Genomic DNA, 14,492 nt, shown 5'->3' on the forward strand with positions numbered 1-14,492 from the left:
TGTGTCTGTCCAGGTTCAGAGCCTTATTGAGGCAGCGGGGAAGTACAAGAAAATCCGCGAGAATCATCTGAAAAGCAGCTTATTTCCGGACTGTCTTTCCGATGGCCAAGGGGTGTTTTGCAAGCCTCGAGGCTGGTAAAGGGACCCCCCGAGCTTAAGCTCGGGGGGTTGGGCGTGATTTACTAGAGTTTTTTCAGGGCCTGGGTGAGCTGGGCGAGGACGCTCTGGGCGTCCCCGTAGAGCATGCGGGTGTTGTCGGCGTAGAAGAGCTCGTTCTCCACCCCGGCGAAACCCTTACCCCGACCCCGCTTGATGACGATCACGTTCTTGGCCTTGTCCACGTCCAGGATGGGCATGCCGTAAAGGGGGCTTCCCGGGCGGCGGGCAGCCGGGTTCACCACGTCGTTGGCCCCGATGACCACGGCCACGTCCACGGTGGGGAACTCGGGGTTGATCTCCTCCAGGTCCTTCAGCTTGTCGTAGTCCACCCCGGCCTCGGCCAGCAGCACGTTCATGTGCCCCGGCATCCGCCCCGCCACCGGGTGGATGGCGAACCTCACCTCCACCCCCTTGCTCTCCAGGAGGTCCGCCAGCTCCTTCACCTTGTGCTGCGCCTGGGAGAGGGCCATACCGTAGCCGGGCACGAAGACCACCCGGCCTGCGTAGGCCAGCATCACCGCGGCGTCCTCCACATCGATGGGCTTCAAGGAGCCCTGGACCTCCCCGGCCTCCTGCTCCACGCCGAAGCCGCCCATGAGGACGCTCCAAACCGAGCGGTTCATGGCCCGGGCCATGAGCACGGTGAGGAGGGTGCCCGCGGCCCCCACCAGGGTGCCCGCCACCATGAGGGCGGGGTTGCCGATGGCGAACCCCTCAAAGCCCACGGCGAGGCCGGTGAGGGCGTTGTAGAGGGAGATGGCCACGGGCATGTCCCCGCCCCCGATGGGCAGGGTCATGAGGATGCCGAAGAGGAGGGCCAGGAGGAAGAAGAGGAGGATGACGCTGGGGGGGTCGTTGAGGAGCAGGGAGAAGCCCAGGGCAAAGGCGAGGACCAGGACCAGGGCGTTCACCACCTTCTGGCCGGGAAAGAGAAGGGGCCTGGCGCTCATGAGGCCCTGGAGCTTGGCGAAGGCCACGAGGCTTCCCGTGAAGGCCACGCTGCCGATGATGCCCCCCAGAATGGCCAGGGTCATGAGGCCGGGGGCACCGGCAAAGGCCCCTTTGAGGAGCTCCACCGCGGCGATGGTAGCGGCGGCACCCCCGCCCATGCCGTTGTAGATGGCCACCATCTGGGGCATGTCGGTCATGGCCACCCGCACGGCGAACCACCAGGCCACCACCGAGCCCACCGCGAGGGCGAGGAGCATGAGGCCAAAGTTGTGCATGTCCGGCCAGAAAAAGGTGACCAGCACCGCCAGGACCATGGCCCACCCCGCCCAGACGATGCCGCTTTTAGCGGTGGTGGGGTGGGCCATGCGCTTCAGGCCCACGATGAAGAGGATGGCCACCACGAAGTAGGCCGCCTGGATGAGGTCCATCAACGACCACCCCCCTGGCCCGGTTTCCTCTCGAACATCTCCAGCATACGCACGGTGACCGCATAGCCCCCGGCAGCGTTGGCCGCCCCCAGGATCACCCCCAGGAAGCCGATGGCCTTTTCCAGGGCGGTTTCCGCGTGGCCCAGGACCACCATGGCCCCCACCACCACCACCCCGTGGATAAAGTTGGATCCGGACATCAGGGGGGTGTGGAGGATCACGGGGACCCGGGTGATGAGCTCGTAACCCAAAAAGGCGGTGAGCACGAAGATGTACAGCGCTTCCCAGAAGCCGAACTCCATCACGCACCTCCCACGAGGGCCTTGGTGGGCCCGTGCAGGATCTCCCCTTCCCTCATGAGGAGCGCCCCCTGGAGGATCTCGTCCTCCCACTGGGGGGCGAACTCCCCTTTGGCGACGAACAGGTCCAGCAGGTTCAAGAGGTTCTTGGCGTACATCTCCGAAGCGTGGACGGCAAGCTCGCTGGGCAGGTTCAAGGGGCCAAAGATCCGCACGCCCCTCACCTCCACCACCTCCCCCGGCCGGGTGAGGGCGCAGTTCCCCCCCGACTCCGCCGCCAGGTCCACCACCACCGTGCCCGGCTTCAGGCGCTCCACCATGTCCTCGGTGAGGAGGATGGGGGCCCGGCGGCCTGGCACCTGGGCGGTGGTGATGATGGCGTCCATCCCTGCCACGTGCTCCCTAAGGGCCTCGTGCTGGATGCGCTTCTCCTCCTCGGTGAGCTCGCGGGCGTAGCCGCCTTCGCCTTCCGCGCTGATGGGGAGCTCAATGGGCTTGGCCCCCAGGGAGAGGGCCTGCTCCACCGCCGCCCTGCGCACGTCGTAGGCGAAGACCTGGGCCCCCAGGCGCCTGGCGGTGGCGATGGCCACGAGGCCCGCCACCCCCACCCCCATGACCATCACCTTGGCGGGGCGGATGGTGCCCGCGGCGGTGGTGAGCATGGGGAAGAAGCGGGGGGAAAGCCTGGCCGCGTGCAGGGCCGCCAGGTACCCCGCCACCGTGGCCTGGCTGGAGAGGGCGTCCATGCTCTGGGCCCGGGTGATGCGGGGGATGAGCTCCATGGCGAGGACCGTGGCCTTCCTGGCGGCCAGGGCCCGCACCAGGTCAGGGTTCTTGTGGGCCTGGACGAAGCCCACCGCAACGGCTCCGGGCTCCAAGGCTTCGACCAGGTCCTGAGGCATTTGCACGGTGAGGAGGAGATTGGCCCCTCGGAGCAAGGCATCTCGCTCCACCACCTCGGCGCCGGCCTCGAGGTAGGCGGCATCCGGGTGGTAAGCCCCCTCGCCCGCACCCCCTTCCACCCGCACCCGCGCCCCCCCCTTTACCAGGCGGGCCACCACCTCCGGCACCAAGGCCACCCGCCTCTCCCCGGGGGCCCTCTCTTTGGGAACCGCTACGGTCACCATAGGACCTCCTTCCGCGCCAGTATACCAGCGGGGCCACGGGCATTTGCCCCACCGGCGGGGCTGACCTACTGGTCATGGTCCCCCACTTGTGGAAAAATGCCGCCATGCGCCCCTCAGGGCTCAGCATCGCCCTGGTCCTCCTCCTGGGGGTCCTGGCCATCAGCTTTGGTTCCATCCTGGTACGCCTGGCCCTGGCGGCCTCCGGGGACCAAAGCCTCGCCTTCAGCCTGGTGATGAGCGCCGGGAGGATGGCCCTGGCCGCCCTCCTCCTGGCCCCAGGGTGGGCCCGGCCCCTGGGAGGACACGGGGGGATTCCCTGGGCGGTGGGAGCGGGGGCCTTCCTGGCCCTCCACTTCGCCTTCTGGATCACCTCCCTCTCCTACACCTCGGTGGCGGCCAGCACCGCCCTCGTCACCACCAATCCCGTATGGGTCACCCTCTTCGGCTGGCTCCTCTTCCGGGAGGCCCCTTCCCGCCTCACCCTCCTGGGGGTGGGGATCGCCCTCTTGGGAGGCCTCCTCATCGGCCTAGGGAGCGCGGAGGGCGGGGTGGGGGCCAACCCCCTTTTGGGCAACCTCTTGGCCCTCCTGGGGGCAGTGGCCGCCTCCTTCTACTTTCTCCTGGGCCGGGAGGCGCAGCGGCGGGGGCTTTCCATCCTGGAGTACGTGCGCCTGGCCTACACCGTCGCCGCCTTGGTGCTCCTGCCCCTCCCCCACCTTTTCGGCGGAGGGTACGGGGGATACCCCCTGGAGGTCTACGGGTACATCCTCCTCATGGCCCTGCTGCCCCAGCTTTTGGGGCACACCAGCTTCAACTGGGCCACCCGGCACATCCCCCCGGTCCTGGTCACCCTGGCCATCCTCTTCGAGCCGGTGGGGGCCAGCCTCCTGGCCTTTCTCCTCCTAGGGGAGCTTCCCGGGGTGCGGGTCCTCCTCGGGGCCCTGGTCCTCCTCCTGGGGGTGGGGCTGGCGGTGGTAGGGGGTAGGCGATGACCTATGTAGCCCTGGCCGCCCTGCTTTGGGGCCTGGGCGGGGCCCTGGCGGGCCGGTTCATGGGGGAGATTCCCCCGGGGGTGCTGATCCCCTTGCGCTTCCTCCTGAGCTTCTGCCTTCTCCTCCCCCTCACCTTGCGCTTCCCCCCGAGGCCCGAGGAAAGGCCCCGCCTCCTCCTCGTAGGCCTCGCCCTTTCGGGGGCCCAGGCCTTCTACTACCTGGCCATCCACGCCACCACCGTGGCTACGGGGATCTTCCTCCAGTACCTGGCCCCGACCCTTCTCACCCTATACGCCTTGCTGCGGAGGGAAAGGCTACCCGCAAGGGCCCTGTGGGGGGTGGCCCTGGCCCTCCTGGGGGCCTACGCGTTGGTGGTAGGGCCTGGGGGCTTGGCGGGAGGCCCCCTGGGGGTGGCCTACGGCCTCCTCTCTGCCCTCTCCTTCGCCCTCTACGCGGCCCTCTCCTACGGGCTCAGGACCCCGCCTCTGGTCAGCCTAGGGGTGGCCACGGGGGTAGGAAGCCTCCTCGCCTCCCCCGGACTCCTCCTCCACCTGCCCCAGGTGCTGGCCTTGAGCCCGCAAAACTGGGGGGCGGTGGCCTACCTGGTGGTCTTGGGCACGGTGGTGCCCTTCGGCCTCTTTCTCCTGGGGGTGCGCACGGTGCCCGCCCGTCAGGCCACCTTGGTGGCCATGCTGGAGCCGGTGGCGGGAGCGTTCTTCGCCTGGCCCCTGGCAGGGCAGCCCCTAAGCCCCTGGGCCCTCCTGGGGGGTGCCCTCATCCTGACGGGCGTGGCCCTCAACCGGAGGTGATATGGCGGCGCGCGTGTTCTTCCTCTTCACCCTGGGCTACTTCCTCTCCTACTTCTACCGCTCGGCCAACGCGGTGCTCTCCCAGGACCTCAGCGAGGACCTGGGGCTGGGACCGGCGGAGCTGGGGTTCATGACCAGCCTCTTCTACCTGGCCTTCGCCGCGGTGCAGCTTCCCCTGGGCAGCCTCCTGGACCGCTTCGGCCCCCGGGCCATCACCCCAGCCCTCCTCCTGGTAGCCGCTTCCGGCAGCCTGGTCTTCGCCCTGGCCCCAAGCTTCGGCGTCCTGGCCCTGGGGCGGGCTCTGATCGGGGTGGGGATGGCGGCCGCCCTCATGGGGTCCCTCAAGGCCTTCAGCCTGTGGTTCCCGAAGAACTACGCCACCGTCTCCACCCTCCTGGTGGGCCTGGGGGCCACAGGGGGGCTCCTGGCCGCCACCCCTTTGGCCCTTCTGAAGGAAGCCCTGGGCTGGCGGGGGGTCTTCCTCCTGGGCGCGGGGGTGGTGGTCCTGGTGGCCCTCCTCCTCCGCCTGGGGGTGCGCAACACCCCCCCGGGGGTCCCCTGGCCCCGGGGGGAAGGGGGTGGGGGCCTGGGGGAAGTTTTCCATAACCCCAGGCTCCTTCGGGTGGCCTTCCTGGCCCTGGCCTTCGCGGGGGGCTTTCTGGCCCTGCAAACCCTGTGGGCCGGAGCCTACGCCTACCACCTGGGCCTTTCGGCGGTGCCGGTGGGGAACCTCCTCCTCCTCTACTCGGGGGCGGCGGTCTTGGGCTTCCTGGTCTCGGGCTACCTGGCGGACCGCTTGGGCACCGCCAGGGTTTTGGTCGTCGCCGCCCTGCTCTTCGCCCTCGGCCTGGTCCTCCTGCTCCTAAAGGCCCTTTTGCCCGCCTACCTCCTGCTGGGCTTTTTCGGGGCCTTCAACATCCTCACCCTCACCCAGGCCCGGGAGCTGGTCCCCCCCCACCTGGTGGGCCGGGGCACCACCCTGGTGAACCTCTTCGGCATCGGGGGCACCTTCCTCCTGCAGTGGGGGGTGGGGGTGGCGGTGGGGGCCTTGGGGTACGGGTGGGCCTTCGGGGGGCTTCTGGGGCTCCTCCTCCTGGCCCTTCTTCTCTACCTGCCCCTCCTTCGCTCCAGGTGGTAAACTCCTTCCATGCTGGCCCAGGTCAGGAGCTACGCCCTCTTCGGCCTGGACGCGGTTCCCGTCACCGTGGAGGTGGACGTCAGCCCTGGGCTTCCCAGCTACGCCCTGGTGGGCCTGCCGGATAAGGCGGTGGAGGAAAGCCGGGAAAGGGTGCGGGCCGCCCTCAAGAACGCGGGCTTCCCCTACCCCCAGGCGCGGGTGGTGGTGAACCTGGCCCCGGCGGAGCTCAGGAAGGAGGGAAGCCACTTCGACCTGCCCATCGCCCTGGGGCTTCTTGCGGCCCAAGGGGTGGTGCCCCTCGAGGCCCTCTCCGGCCTGGCGGTGGCCGGGGAGCTGGGCCTGGACGGGAGCCTGCGCCCGGTGCCGGGGGCGGTGAACCTGGCCCTGGGCGCTTTGGTAGAGGGGAAAAGGCTCCTTTTGCCCTTAGAAAGCGCCAAGGAGGCCGCCCTGGTGGAGGGGGTGGAGGTCTGGGGGGCAGAAAGCCTCCTCCAGGCGGTGGCCTACCTCAAGGGGGAGGAGGAGCCCAGGAGGGAAGCGCCCGAAGACCCCGTGGCCCCCCTCGAGGTCCTGGACCTCCGGGACGTGAAGGGCCAGGCCAAGGCCAAGCGCGCCCTGGAGATCGCCGCCGCGGGGTACCACCACCTCCTCATGGTGGGAAGCCCGGGCTCGGGAAAAACCATGCTGGCGAGGCGCCTCCCTTTTCTCCTACCCCCCCTCTCCCAGGAGGCGGCCCTGGAGGTGAGCCGCATCCACTCCGCCGCCGGGCAGGCCCTGAAGGGCCTCCTCCGCAACCCCCCTTTCCGCGCCCCCCACCACACGGTGAGCTACGCGGGCCTCATCGGGGGCGGGGCCATCCCCAAGCCGGGGGAGGTCTCCCTGGCCCACCGGGGGGTGCTCTTCCTGGACGAGTTCCCCGAGTTTTCCCGGGACGCCTTGGAAGCCCTCCGCCAGCCCCTCGAGGACGGGGTGGTGACCGTTTCCCGGGCCCGGGCCAGCCTCACCTTCCCCGCCCGCTTCCTCCTGGTGGCGGCCATGAACCCCTGCCCCTGCGGCTGGCACGGGGACCCCGAAAGGCCTTGCGCCTGCACCCCCGCAAGCCGCACCCGCTATGTGGGGAAGATCTCCGGGCCCCTCCTGGACCGCTTCGACCTGGTGGTGGAGGTACCCCGCCTCACCCCCGCCGAGCTCGCCCGCGCCCCCGAGGGGGAGGGCACCCTGGCGGTGCGGGAACGGGTCCTTAAGGCCCGGGAAAGGATGCTGGCCCGCCAGGGGCGGCCCAACGGGGAGCTTGCGGGAAAGGCCCTAAGGGAGCACGTGCGCTTAACCTCCGGGGCGGAACACCTTCTCCAGGCAGCGGCCAAGCGGATGCTCCTTTCCGCCAGGAGCTACGACCGCCTCCTGCGGGTGGCCCGCACCGTGGCGGACCTCCTGGCCTCCGAGGGCGTGGAGGAGAACCACGTGGCCGAGGCCCTGGCTTACCGCAAGACCCTTTAACCCGCCTGGGCAGCAAGCCAGGGGATGAGGGCCTCCGCCCCTTGGGGGTTGGTGGCCAAGGGTACCCCGTGCACGTTGCACACCCGCATGAGGGCCTGGATGTCGGGCTCGTGGGGCTTGGGGGTGAGGGGGTCTTGGAAGAAGAGGACCGCCAGCACCCGCCCCTCCGCCACCCTCGCCCCGATCTGCTGGTCCCCCCCCAAGGGCCCCGAGAGGACCCGTTCCACGGGAAGCCCGGTGGCCTCGGCCACGCGAGCCCCCGTGGTGCCCGTGGCCAGGAGGGGAAAGCGGGAGAGGAGCGCCCGGTGCCGCTGGCAAAAGGCCACCATCTCTTCCTTCTTGGCATCGTGGGCGATGAGGGCTAGGGCCTTCATGGGGGCATTGTAAGCTTTGGCCATGGAACCCCCCCTCACCCTCAAGGAAGCCCAGCAGGAGGTGGACGCCTGGATCGGCCAGTTCAAGGAGGGCTACTTCCCGCCCCTCCTCATGCTGGCCCGGCTTACGGAGGAGCTCGGGGAGGTGGCCCGGGCCCTGGCCCACCGCCACGGCAAAAGGCCCAAGCCCGGCGAGGCGGAGGGAGACCTGGCGGAGGAGCTCGCCGACCTCCTCTTCGTCCTCATCTCCCTGGCCAACCGGGAGGGCATCGACCTGGAGGAAGCCTTCCTGAAGGCCATGGCCAAGTACCGCACCCGGGACGGGGAGCGCTGGAGCAAGGTAGAATAGCCCCGTGGAACCTCCCCTCCCGGAGGCCCAGGGGCTGAGGAAGGGCTTCGGGGCCCTGGAGGCTGTGGGGGGCGTGAGNNNGGGCATCGACCTGGAGGAAGCCTTCCTGAAGGCCATGGCCAAGTACCGCACCCGGGACGGGGAGCGCTGGAGCAAGGTAGAATAGCCCCGTGGAACCTCCCCTCCCGGAGGCCCAGGGGCTGAGGAAGGGCTTCGGGGCCCTGGAGGCTGTGGGGGGCGTGAGCTTGGCCCTCCGGCCCGGGGAGGTCCGGGCCCTTTTGGGACCCGACAGGGCGGGCAAGACCACCACGGCGAAGATGGTGGCGGGCCTCCTGGTGCAGGGGCTTATGGTCCTCCTCATCGCCCTGGCCCTCACGGCCCTCACTGGGGCCAGGCTCGCCTTCACCCCCTTGGTTCTCCTCCCCACCCTGGCGGTCCTCCTGGGGACCTACGGCCTGGGCTCCGCCGTGGGGTCCCTGGTCCTCCTCTACAAGCAGATGGGGCAGCTTCTGGGCTTTTCCCAGTTCCTCCTCCTCTTCCTCCTCCAGGCCCCGGGCAACGGGGCCTTCCTCCTCCTGCCCCTGGCCCCGGTGGCGGCCCTGGCCCGGGGGATGCTGGCGGAGGCCGTCCCCCTGGACCCCCTGGCCCTCCTCCTGGCCTTCCTGAACGGCCTCCTCTACCTGGCCCTGGGGCTTTTCCTCTTCGCCCGGGCGGTCTGCCGGGCCAAGCGGCAGGGGCTTCTCCATGGCTGCTAGGGCCCTCCTCCTGGCTCTGGGCCCGGCCAGCGCCCTGGGCCTGGGCCGCTTCGCCTACGCCCTCGTCCTGCCCCTCATGCAAGGAGCCTGGGGGCTCACCTACGCCGAGGGGGGGCTTTTGGGAAGCGCCAACACCCTGGGCTACCTACTGGGAGCCCTCCTCAGCCACCGCCTCCTCTGGCGGGTGGGCTACCGGCGAGGCTTCTTCCTCGCCCTCCTCCTCCAGGCCCCGGTCCTCGCCCTCACCGGCCTCCAGGGCTTCGCTCTGGCCTTCGCCCTGCGCCTGCTGCAGGGCTTCTTGGGAGCCCTGGTCTTCGTGGGCGGCGCGGCCCTGCTCATGGCCCTGGGGGGCTCGGGCCGGGCCTTGGGGGCTTACTACGGGGGTGTGGGCCTGGGGCTCCTCCTGGGCCCCTGGGCCCTCCAGGGCGCCGAGGACCCGGTAGGCGCCTGGGGTAGGCTCGGACTTTGGGCCTTCCTCCTGGCCCTACCCGCCCTCTCCGCCCAGGGGGGCCTGCGGGAGCCCCCGCCCCCCGCCCAGGGGGAAGGGAGCCTCTGGCCCATCCTCCCCCTCCTCCTGGCCTACGGGCTTTACGGGGCGGGGTACATCGGGTACATGACCTTCGTAGCGGCGGTGGTGGAAAGCCCCTTCCTCTTCCCTCTCCTGGGGCTTGGCGCCCTCCTCACGGGGGCCCTCTGGGGACCCTGGGTGGAGCGGGTGGGAGGCGAGCGGGGGCTTTTCCACGTGCTCCTGGTCCTCTTCCTGGGGAGCCTGCCCCCCCTGGCCCAAGGCTTCCCCGCCCTCAGCGCCCTCCTCTTCGGCCTCTCCTTTTTGGGGGTCATCACCGCCCTTACACAAGCCTTCCGCGCCCTCCTGCCCCCCTCGGCCTGGCCCCGGGCCATGGGGCTTTCCACGGCGGCCTTCGCCCTGGGGCAGGCGGTGGGGCCTTCCCTGGCCGGCCTCTTTGCGGAGGCCCTGGGCCGGGGGGAAGGGGCCCTTTGGGCCGCCGCCTTCCTACTCTTCCTCGCTCTCCTGTCCGCCTGGCCCCGACCCCGCACCCCCTAAGCGTCCGTGGGCAGACGTTGCCTCAGGGAGCGGAAGGAGAAGAGGCCCGCTCGCGGCGTTCTTGGAACTCCCCTGTTGGCACGGGCCACGACGGAGTGCTTAGACCCCCTTCCTCGGGTCCCGAGGGGCGCCCTCCCCTCTGCCGGGGCCCCCACGCCGGCGGGGCCAGGGTGGGGTGCCCTCAGAGGGCGTAGAGGGGCTGGTACTTCTCCTCGAGGTAGGCCAGGAAGGGCCGGGCGCTGGGAGGGGTGCCGGTCACCCGCTCCACCAGGGCCTTGGGACGGAAGCGGCTCCCCTCGGCGTGGATCTTCTTACGGGTCCAGTCCAGGAAGGGCTGGAACTCCCCCTGGCGGAACTGGGCCTCGAGGTCCCCAAGCTCCTCCTGGGCCTTCCTGAAGAACTGGGCGGCGTAGAGGTTCCCCAGGGTGTAGGTGGGGAAGTAGCCGAAAAGCCCCCCGGACCAGTGGACATCCTGCATGACCCCGTCCTTGAAGTCCCTGGGGGCCACCCCCAGGTAGGCCCGGTACCGCTCCGCCCAGGCCCCGGGGAGGTCCTCCAGGGCAAGCTCCCCGCGGAAGAGGGCGAGCTCCAGCTCCAGGCGCACCAGGATGTGGAGGTTGTAGGTGACCTCGTCCGCCTCCACCCGGATGAGGGAGGGCGCCACGGCGTTCACCGCCCGGTGGAAATCCTCCAGAGCCACGTCCCTGAGGCTTGGGAAGTGTTCCTGGGCCCGGGGGAAGAAGCGCTCCCAGAAGCCCAGGGAGCGGCCCACCAGGTTCTCCCAGGTGCGGCTTTGCGACTCGTGCACCCCCAAGGAGACCGCCTTCCCCCGGGGGGTGCCCCACCCCTCCTGGGGCAGGCCCTGCTCGTAGAGGGCGTGGCCCATCTCGTGCAGGGTGCCGAAGAGGCCCGCGTTGAGGAAGTCCTCGTAGTAGCGGGTGGTGATGCGCACATCCCCGGGGCCGATGGAGATCTCGAAGGGGTGGGCGGTAGGGTCCAGGCGGCCCCCTTCCAGGTCGTAGCCGCAGGCCGCAAGGAGCTCCAGGGCGAAGGCCCGCTGGGCCTCCTTGGGGTAGGGGCGGTGCAGGAAGGAGGTGTCGGGCCGCCTGCCGCTTACCCGGATGCGGTCCAGAAGCTCCTGGAGGCCCGCCCGCAGCTCCTGGAAGAGGGGCTGAAGCTCCGCCGCCCGCATCCCCGGCTCGTACCCGTCCAGGAGGGCGTCGTAGAGCTCCCCGTAGGGCGGGTCCCCCGGGGGCACGGGGAGGGCGAAGAGGATCTCCGCCTTCTCCCGGGTGAGCCGGAAAATGCGCCTCAGGTAGGGCAGGAAGCCCTGCCAGTCGTCCTTGGGCCAGGCCTCCTCCCAGAAGCTTTCCGCCTCGCTCTTGGTCCGGGCCAGCTCCACCACCAGGCCCTCGGGGACCGCCCGGGCCCGCTCGTAGGCCTGCCGCCACTCCCGCACGTTCACCGCGGCGTCGGAGAGGGGGTCTTGCACCAGGTGGGAACCCTCCACCTGGGCCAGCCACTCCCCGATCCTGGGGTCGGTCATCCGCCCGTAGAGGAGGCGGGCCAGGGCCGCCATCTGCCGGGCCCGGTGGGCGTGGCCCCTTTTGGGGATCATGGTGCGCTGGTCCCAGGCGGCCAGGGCCCCCAGGGAGGCCAGGTAGGCCGTCTCCCGCTGGAACTCCAGGAGGTGCTGGTATGCCGCCTCTGGCGTCATGGGGGCATCATACCGCGCCCCCGGGAGGCGGACCGTGAGACTCCCACCCGCCATAAAATGCCCCCATGTGGCCCCTCTTCGCCCTGGTCCTTGGCCTCCTGGTGGGCTCTTTCCTGAACGTGGTGGTCCACCGCCTGCCCAAGGGGGAGTCCATCGTCTTCCCCCCTTCCCGCTGCCCCCGTTGCGGCCACCGCCTCGGCCCCATGGACCTGGTCCCGGTCCTCTCCTACCTGGCCCTTGGGGGTAGGTGCCGCTACTGCGGAAAGCCCATCAGCCCCCGCTACCCCCTGGTGGAGGCTCTCACCGGGGGGCTTTTCCTCCTGGCAAGCCTCCACTACCCCCCTTCCCTCGAGGCCCTCCTCGTTTTCGCCTTCCTGAGCCTTCTGGTGGCCCTGGCCTTCATCGACCTGGACACCTTTGAGCTTCCCGACGGCCTCACCTACGGCCTCCTCCTCCTGGGCCTCCTCGCCGCAGCCCTCCTCGCCTTCCCCCTCCCCTTCGGCGAGGCCCTGGACGGGGCCCTCCTGGCCGCCGGGGCCCTGGCCCTTATCGCCGGGTACGGGGGGCTCTTCTTAAGGCGCTTCCAGGAGGGAAAGGCGGAGGTGCCCGTGGGCCCCCACCAGGTGCACATGGCGGCCCTCTTCGGGGCCCTCCTGGGCCCGGGGGTGGGAATGGCCCTAGCCTTCCTCGCCTGGGGGCTTTCGGGGCGCACCGGGAAGGCGGTGGTCCTCCCCGACCGGGTCACCCTACCCCTTTTGCCCCTGGTCCTCCTTCTTGCCCCCGCCCTGGGCCTGGACTTCCCCGAAGCCCTGAGAGGGGCCCTCCTGGCCGCGGGGGGGCTGGCCCTGGCGGGGGGGCTTTACTGGGCCCTCCGCCCCGCGCCCCCGGAGGAAGAGGGCGAAGAGGAACCCGTGGCCCTGGGCTACGGGGACGTGAAGCTCATGGGGGCCCTGGGAGCCTGGCTCGGGCTTTACGCCTTCCTGGGGCTTTTCCTGGCCGTCTTCGCCGGGGCCCTCCTGGGCCTCCTCCTCCGCCAGCGCAAGATCCCCTTCGGCCCCTACCTGGCCCTGGGGGGCGTGGCGGCCTTCTTCTTCGGGGAAGCCCTTTGGCGGGCCTACCTCTCCTGGCTGGGGCTATAGTTAGGGGGATGGCGGTGGACCTTCTTCTCATCCTGGCCCAGAGGCGGAGCGTGCGCCGCTTCAAGCCGGTGCCCATCCCCGAAGAAGACCTGGAAAAACTCCTCTTCGCCCTGCAACGGGCCCCCACCGACGCCAGCGCCCAGCTTTACAGCGCCATCCGGATCACGGATCCCGGGCTTCGGGAAAAGGTGGCCCAGCTTTCCGGGAACCAGGAGCACATCCAAAAGGCGGCGGAGTTCTTCGTCTTCCTGGCGGACGTCCACCGCCTGGAACGCCTTTTGGCCCACCGGGGGGAGCGGATGGCCCGCTGGCCCAAAACCGCCCTCCACTTCGCCCTCCTGGACGCCGGGCTTGCCGCGGGCTACCTGGCCCTCACCGCCGAGGCTTTGGGCTACGGGGTCTGCTTCATCGGCGGGGTGCTGAACGGCGTGGAGGAACTCCGGGACCTCCTGGGGCTTCCCCCAGGGGTCATCCCCGCGGTGGGCCTGGCGGTGGGGGTGCCGGACGAAGCAGGCCCCCCCAGGCCCCGGCTTCCGCGGGGGCTGGTGGTGCACGAAAACCGCTACCGCCCTTACGCCCCCGAGGACCTCGAGGCAGGCTTCCAGGCCATGGCCCCCTACAGCCGCGTGGGGGACTGGGGAAGGGTTTTGCGGCGGTACTTCGCCCAAGGCGGAACCATGGAGGAGAGGGAGGGGCCCTATGGCCGGACCCTCTCCCGGCAGGGCTTCGACCCCGACCTGCCCCAAGGCGCCCCCTTCTACTCCCTGGGGGCCCTCCTACAAGAAGCCCTGAAGGAGGCCCGGGGGGTGCTCTTCCGGGAAGGGGAGGCCTGGCTGGAGCGGGAGGCCGAGGCCTTCCGCGGGGAAGGAGGCCCCGGGGAGGCCCTCCTTGCCGCCCTGAGGAAGGCCCGGGGGGAGATAGGGAACTGGCCCTGAGGCCCCGGCGGGCACCTATTTCCCCGCCTCCTGCACCACCCGCCGGGCCCCCCGGTAGGCCCTCTGGTAGTGGGGGGCCTCGAGGCTTTCGATGACCACCCGGCTCCCGTAGCTAGAGGCGTGGGCGAAAAGGGCCCGGCCCAGGTAGATGCCCACGTGGTCCACCTCCCGTCCCCCGAAGCTGAAGAAGACCAGGTCCCCGGGGCGCAACGCCTCGGCGGCCGGGAGCGCCTGAAACTGCTCCCGGGTGGTGCGGGGCAGGGCCACCCCCAGCTCCGCGTAGACCTGGGCCACGAAGGCGGAGCAGTCCAGGGAGAGGGGGGAGTTGGCCCCGTACTTGTAGGGCACCCCCAGGTAGCGGAGGACCACCTGGAGGAGGGGGCTTTCCGGGTCGTAGTCCTCCTTGGGTTCCCCCGGGGAGGGGCCCGGCGGGGCCGGAGGGGCAGGCCTGGCCTCCTCCCCCAAGCCCGGCGCCTGGCCGGAAGCCGCCCCGGGGAGCCTGAGGACCTGCCCCACCTTGAGCTCCGGGGAGGAGAGGCCGTTTAAGCGCATGAGCTCCTCCACCGTGGAGCCATAGCGCCGGGCCAGGGAGAAGAGGGTGTCCCCCGGGGCCACCACGTGGACCCGCTCCGCCTGCCCTGGCAGCCTCAGCACCTGGCCCGGCTGGAGGAGGAAGCTCTCCAGCCCGTTCAGGCGCATGAGCTCCTCCACCGTGGTGCCGTAGCGGCGGGCGATGGAGAAGAGGGTGTCGCCCCGCTCCACG

Annotated in this window: 15 protein-coding genes; 9 read left to right on the plus strand and 6 right to left on the minus strand. The window is 70.3% G+C overall.

Annotated elements, in window-relative coordinates:
- Window positions 1-182: 182 nt before the first annotated feature.
- Genes ETP66_RS11295 through ETP66_RS11305 form a run of 3 tightly spaced genes read right to left on the minus strand, consistent with a single transcriptional unit; the run spans window position 183 to window position 2,964 of the window.
- Window positions 183-1,538, minus strand: coding sequence for an NAD(P)(+) transhydrogenase (Re/Si-specific) subunit beta (locus ETP66_RS11295; protein ID WP_130842696.1), 1,356 nt, complete (start codon window positions 1,536-1,538; stop codon window positions 183-185).
- Window positions 1,538-1,840: a proton-translocating transhydrogenase family protein gene (locus ETP66_RS11300; protein WP_130842697.1), complete on the minus strand. Its 303-nt coding sequence runs from the start codon at window positions 1,838-1,840 to the stop codon at window positions 1,538-1,540. Before ETP66_RS11300 ends, ETP66_RS11295 begins: the two co-directional genes overlap by 1 nt.
- Window positions 1,840-2,964 (minus strand): NAD(P) transhydrogenase subunit alpha, encoded by a 1,125-nt coding sequence (locus ETP66_RS11305; protein ID WP_130842698.1) that lies wholly within the window; start codon window positions 2,962-2,964, stop codon window positions 1,840-1,842. The genes ETP66_RS11300 and ETP66_RS11305 overlap by 1 nt, the downstream gene beginning before the upstream one ends.
- Window positions 2,965-3,068: 104 nt before the next feature.
- Here ETP66_RS11305 and ETP66_RS11310 point away from each other — a divergent pair, with 104 nt between their 5' ends.
- From ETP66_RS11310 to ETP66_RS11325, 4 genes are read left to right on the plus strand one after another with little or no spacing between them, the layout of a single operon-like run.
- Entirely contained in the window at window positions 3,069-3,956 is an 888-nt protein-coding gene (locus tag ETP66_RS11310; protein WP_130842709.1) for an EamA family transporter, read from the plus strand.
- Complete coding sequence (locus ETP66_RS11315; RefSeq protein ID WP_130842699.1) at window positions 3,953-4,765, plus strand: EamA family transporter; 813 nt, start codon at window positions 3,953-3,955, stop codon at window positions 4,763-4,765. Before ETP66_RS11310 ends, ETP66_RS11315 begins: the two co-directional genes overlap by 4 nt.
- Before the next feature lies 1 nt (window position 4,766).
- The gene (locus ETP66_RS11320) at window positions 4,767-5,903 is read left to right on the plus strand and encodes an MFS transporter (protein ID WP_130842700.1); all 1,137 of its coding nucleotides are present in this window, start codon (window positions 4,767-4,769) and stop codon (window positions 5,901-5,903) included.
- Between the two features lie 9 nt (window positions 5,904-5,912).
- Complete coding sequence (locus ETP66_RS11325; RefSeq protein WP_130842701.1) at window positions 5,913-7,397, plus strand: YifB family Mg chelatase-like AAA ATPase; 1,485 nt, start codon at window positions 5,913-5,915, stop codon at window positions 7,395-7,397.
- Here ETP66_RS11325 and mgsA read toward each other — a convergent pair.
- On the minus strand, window positions 7,394-7,771 hold the full coding sequence (gene mgsA / locus ETP66_RS11330) for a methylglyoxal synthase (RefSeq protein ID WP_130842702.1): 378 nt from the start codon (window positions 7,769-7,771) through the stop codon (window positions 7,394-7,396). The two genes, ETP66_RS11325 and mgsA, sit on opposite strands and share 4 nt — an antisense overlap.
- A 22-nt stretch (window positions 7,772-7,793) precedes the next feature.
- Between mgsA and ETP66_RS11335 the strand changes: the two genes are divergently transcribed.
- The 3 genes from ETP66_RS11335 (at window position 7,794) to ETP66_RS11350 (ending at window position 9,938) form a co-directional block, all read left to right on the plus strand.
- Entirely contained in the window at window positions 7,794-8,120 is a 327-nt protein-coding gene (locus tag ETP66_RS11335; protein ID WP_130842703.1) for a nucleotide pyrophosphohydrolase, read from the plus strand.
- 170 nt (window positions 8,121-8,290) lie between these two features.
- Window positions 8,291-8,875 (plus strand): ATP-binding cassette domain-containing protein, encoded by a 585-nt coding sequence (locus ETP66_RS11345; RefSeq protein ID WP_130842704.1) that lies wholly within the window; start codon window positions 8,291-8,293, stop codon window positions 8,873-8,875.
- Window positions 8,865-9,938: a YbfB/YjiJ family MFS transporter gene (locus ETP66_RS11350; protein ID WP_130842705.1), complete on the plus strand. Its 1,074-nt coding sequence runs from the start codon at window positions 8,865-8,867 to the stop codon at window positions 9,936-9,938. Before ETP66_RS11345 ends, ETP66_RS11350 begins: the two co-directional genes overlap by 11 nt.
- Before the next feature lie 181 nt (window positions 9,939-10,119).
- On the opposite strand, the gene ETP66_RS11355 is transcribed toward ETP66_RS11350, so the two are convergent.
- Window positions 10,120-11,655: a carboxypeptidase M32 gene (locus ETP66_RS11355; RefSeq protein WP_130842706.1), complete on the minus strand. Its 1,536-nt coding sequence runs from the start codon at window positions 11,653-11,655 to the stop codon at window positions 10,120-10,122.
- 65 nt (window positions 11,656-11,720) lie between these two features.
- On the opposite strand from ETP66_RS11355, the gene ETP66_RS11360 reads away from it, so the two are divergent.
- Both ETP66_RS11360 and ETP66_RS11365 read left to right on the plus strand, forming a co-directional pair.
- On the plus strand, window positions 11,721-12,794 hold the full coding sequence (locus ETP66_RS11360) for a prepilin peptidase (protein WP_130842707.1): 1,074 nt from the start codon (window positions 11,721-11,723) through the stop codon (window positions 12,792-12,794).
- An 8-nt stretch (window positions 12,795-12,802) separates the two neighbouring features.
- Complete coding sequence (locus tag ETP66_RS11365; RefSeq protein ID WP_430731889.1) at window positions 12,803-13,729, plus strand: nitroreductase family protein; 927 nt, start codon at window positions 12,803-12,805, stop codon at window positions 13,727-13,729.
- A 15-nt stretch (window positions 13,730-13,744) separates the two neighbouring features.
- Here ETP66_RS11365 and ETP66_RS11370 read toward each other — a convergent pair whose 3' ends face one another.
- Window positions 13,745-14,491 (minus strand): C40 family peptidase, encoded by a 747-nt coding sequence (locus ETP66_RS11370; RefSeq protein ID WP_130842708.1) that lies wholly within the window; start codon window positions 14,489-14,491, stop codon window positions 13,745-13,747.
- Between the last annotated feature and the right edge of the window lies 1 nt (window position 14,492).

The sequence above is a fragment of the Thermus thermamylovorans genome, from assembly GCF_004307015.1.
Lineage (GTDB): Bacteria > Deinococcota > Deinococci > Deinococcales > Thermaceae > Thermus > Thermus thermamylovorans.

Excerpts from the sequence above, each read along its gene's own strand:
- ETP66_RS11295 (WP_130842696.1), bottom strand. The coding sequence starts at position 1,538 with ATGGACCTCATCCAGGCGGCCTACTTCGTGGTGGCCATCCTCTTCATC.
- ETP66_RS11300 (WP_130842697.1), bottom strand. The coding sequence starts at position 1,840 with ATGGAGTTCGGCTTCTGGGAAGCGCTGTACATCTTCGTGCTCACCGCC.
- ETP66_RS11305 (WP_130842698.1), bottom strand. The coding sequence starts at position 2,964 with ATGGTGACCGTAGCGGTTCCCAAAGAGAGGGCCCCCGGGGAGAGGCGG.
- ETP66_RS11310 (WP_130842709.1), top strand. The coding sequence starts at position 3,069 with ATGCGCCCCTCAGGGCTCAGCATCGCCCTGGTCCTCCTCCTGGGGGTC.
- ETP66_RS11315 (WP_130842699.1), top strand. The coding sequence starts at position 3,953 with ATGACCTATGTAGCCCTGGCCGCCCTGCTTTGGGGCCTGGGCGGGGCC.
- ETP66_RS11320 (WP_130842700.1), top strand. The coding sequence starts at position 4,767 with ATGGCGGCGCGCGTGTTCTTCCTCTTCACCCTGGGCTACTTCCTCTCC.
- ETP66_RS11325 (WP_130842701.1), top strand. The coding sequence starts at position 5,913 with ATGCTGGCCCAGGTCAGGAGCTACGCCCTCTTCGGCCTGGACGCGGTT.
- mgsA (WP_130842702.1), bottom strand. The coding sequence starts at position 7,771 with ATGAAGGCCCTAGCCCTCATCGCCCACGATGCCAAGAAGGAAGAGATG.
- ETP66_RS11335 (WP_130842703.1), top strand. The coding sequence starts at position 7,794 with ATGGAACCCCCCCTCACCCTCAAGGAAGCCCAGCAGGAGGTGGACGCC.
- ETP66_RS11350 (WP_130842705.1), top strand. The coding sequence starts at position 8,865 with ATGGCTGCTAGGGCCCTCCTCCTGGCTCTGGGCCCGGCCAGCGCCCTG.
- ETP66_RS11355 (WP_130842706.1), bottom strand. The coding sequence starts at position 11,655 with ATGACGCCAGAGGCGGCATACCAGCACCTCCTGGAGTTCCAGCGGGAG.
- ETP66_RS11360 (WP_130842707.1), top strand. The coding sequence starts at position 11,721 with ATGTGGCCCCTCTTCGCCCTGGTCCTTGGCCTCCTGGTGGGCTCTTTC.
- ETP66_RS11365 (WP_430731889.1), top strand. The coding sequence starts at position 12,803 with ATGGCGGTGGACCTTCTTCTCATCCTGGCCCAGAGGCGGAGCGTGCGC.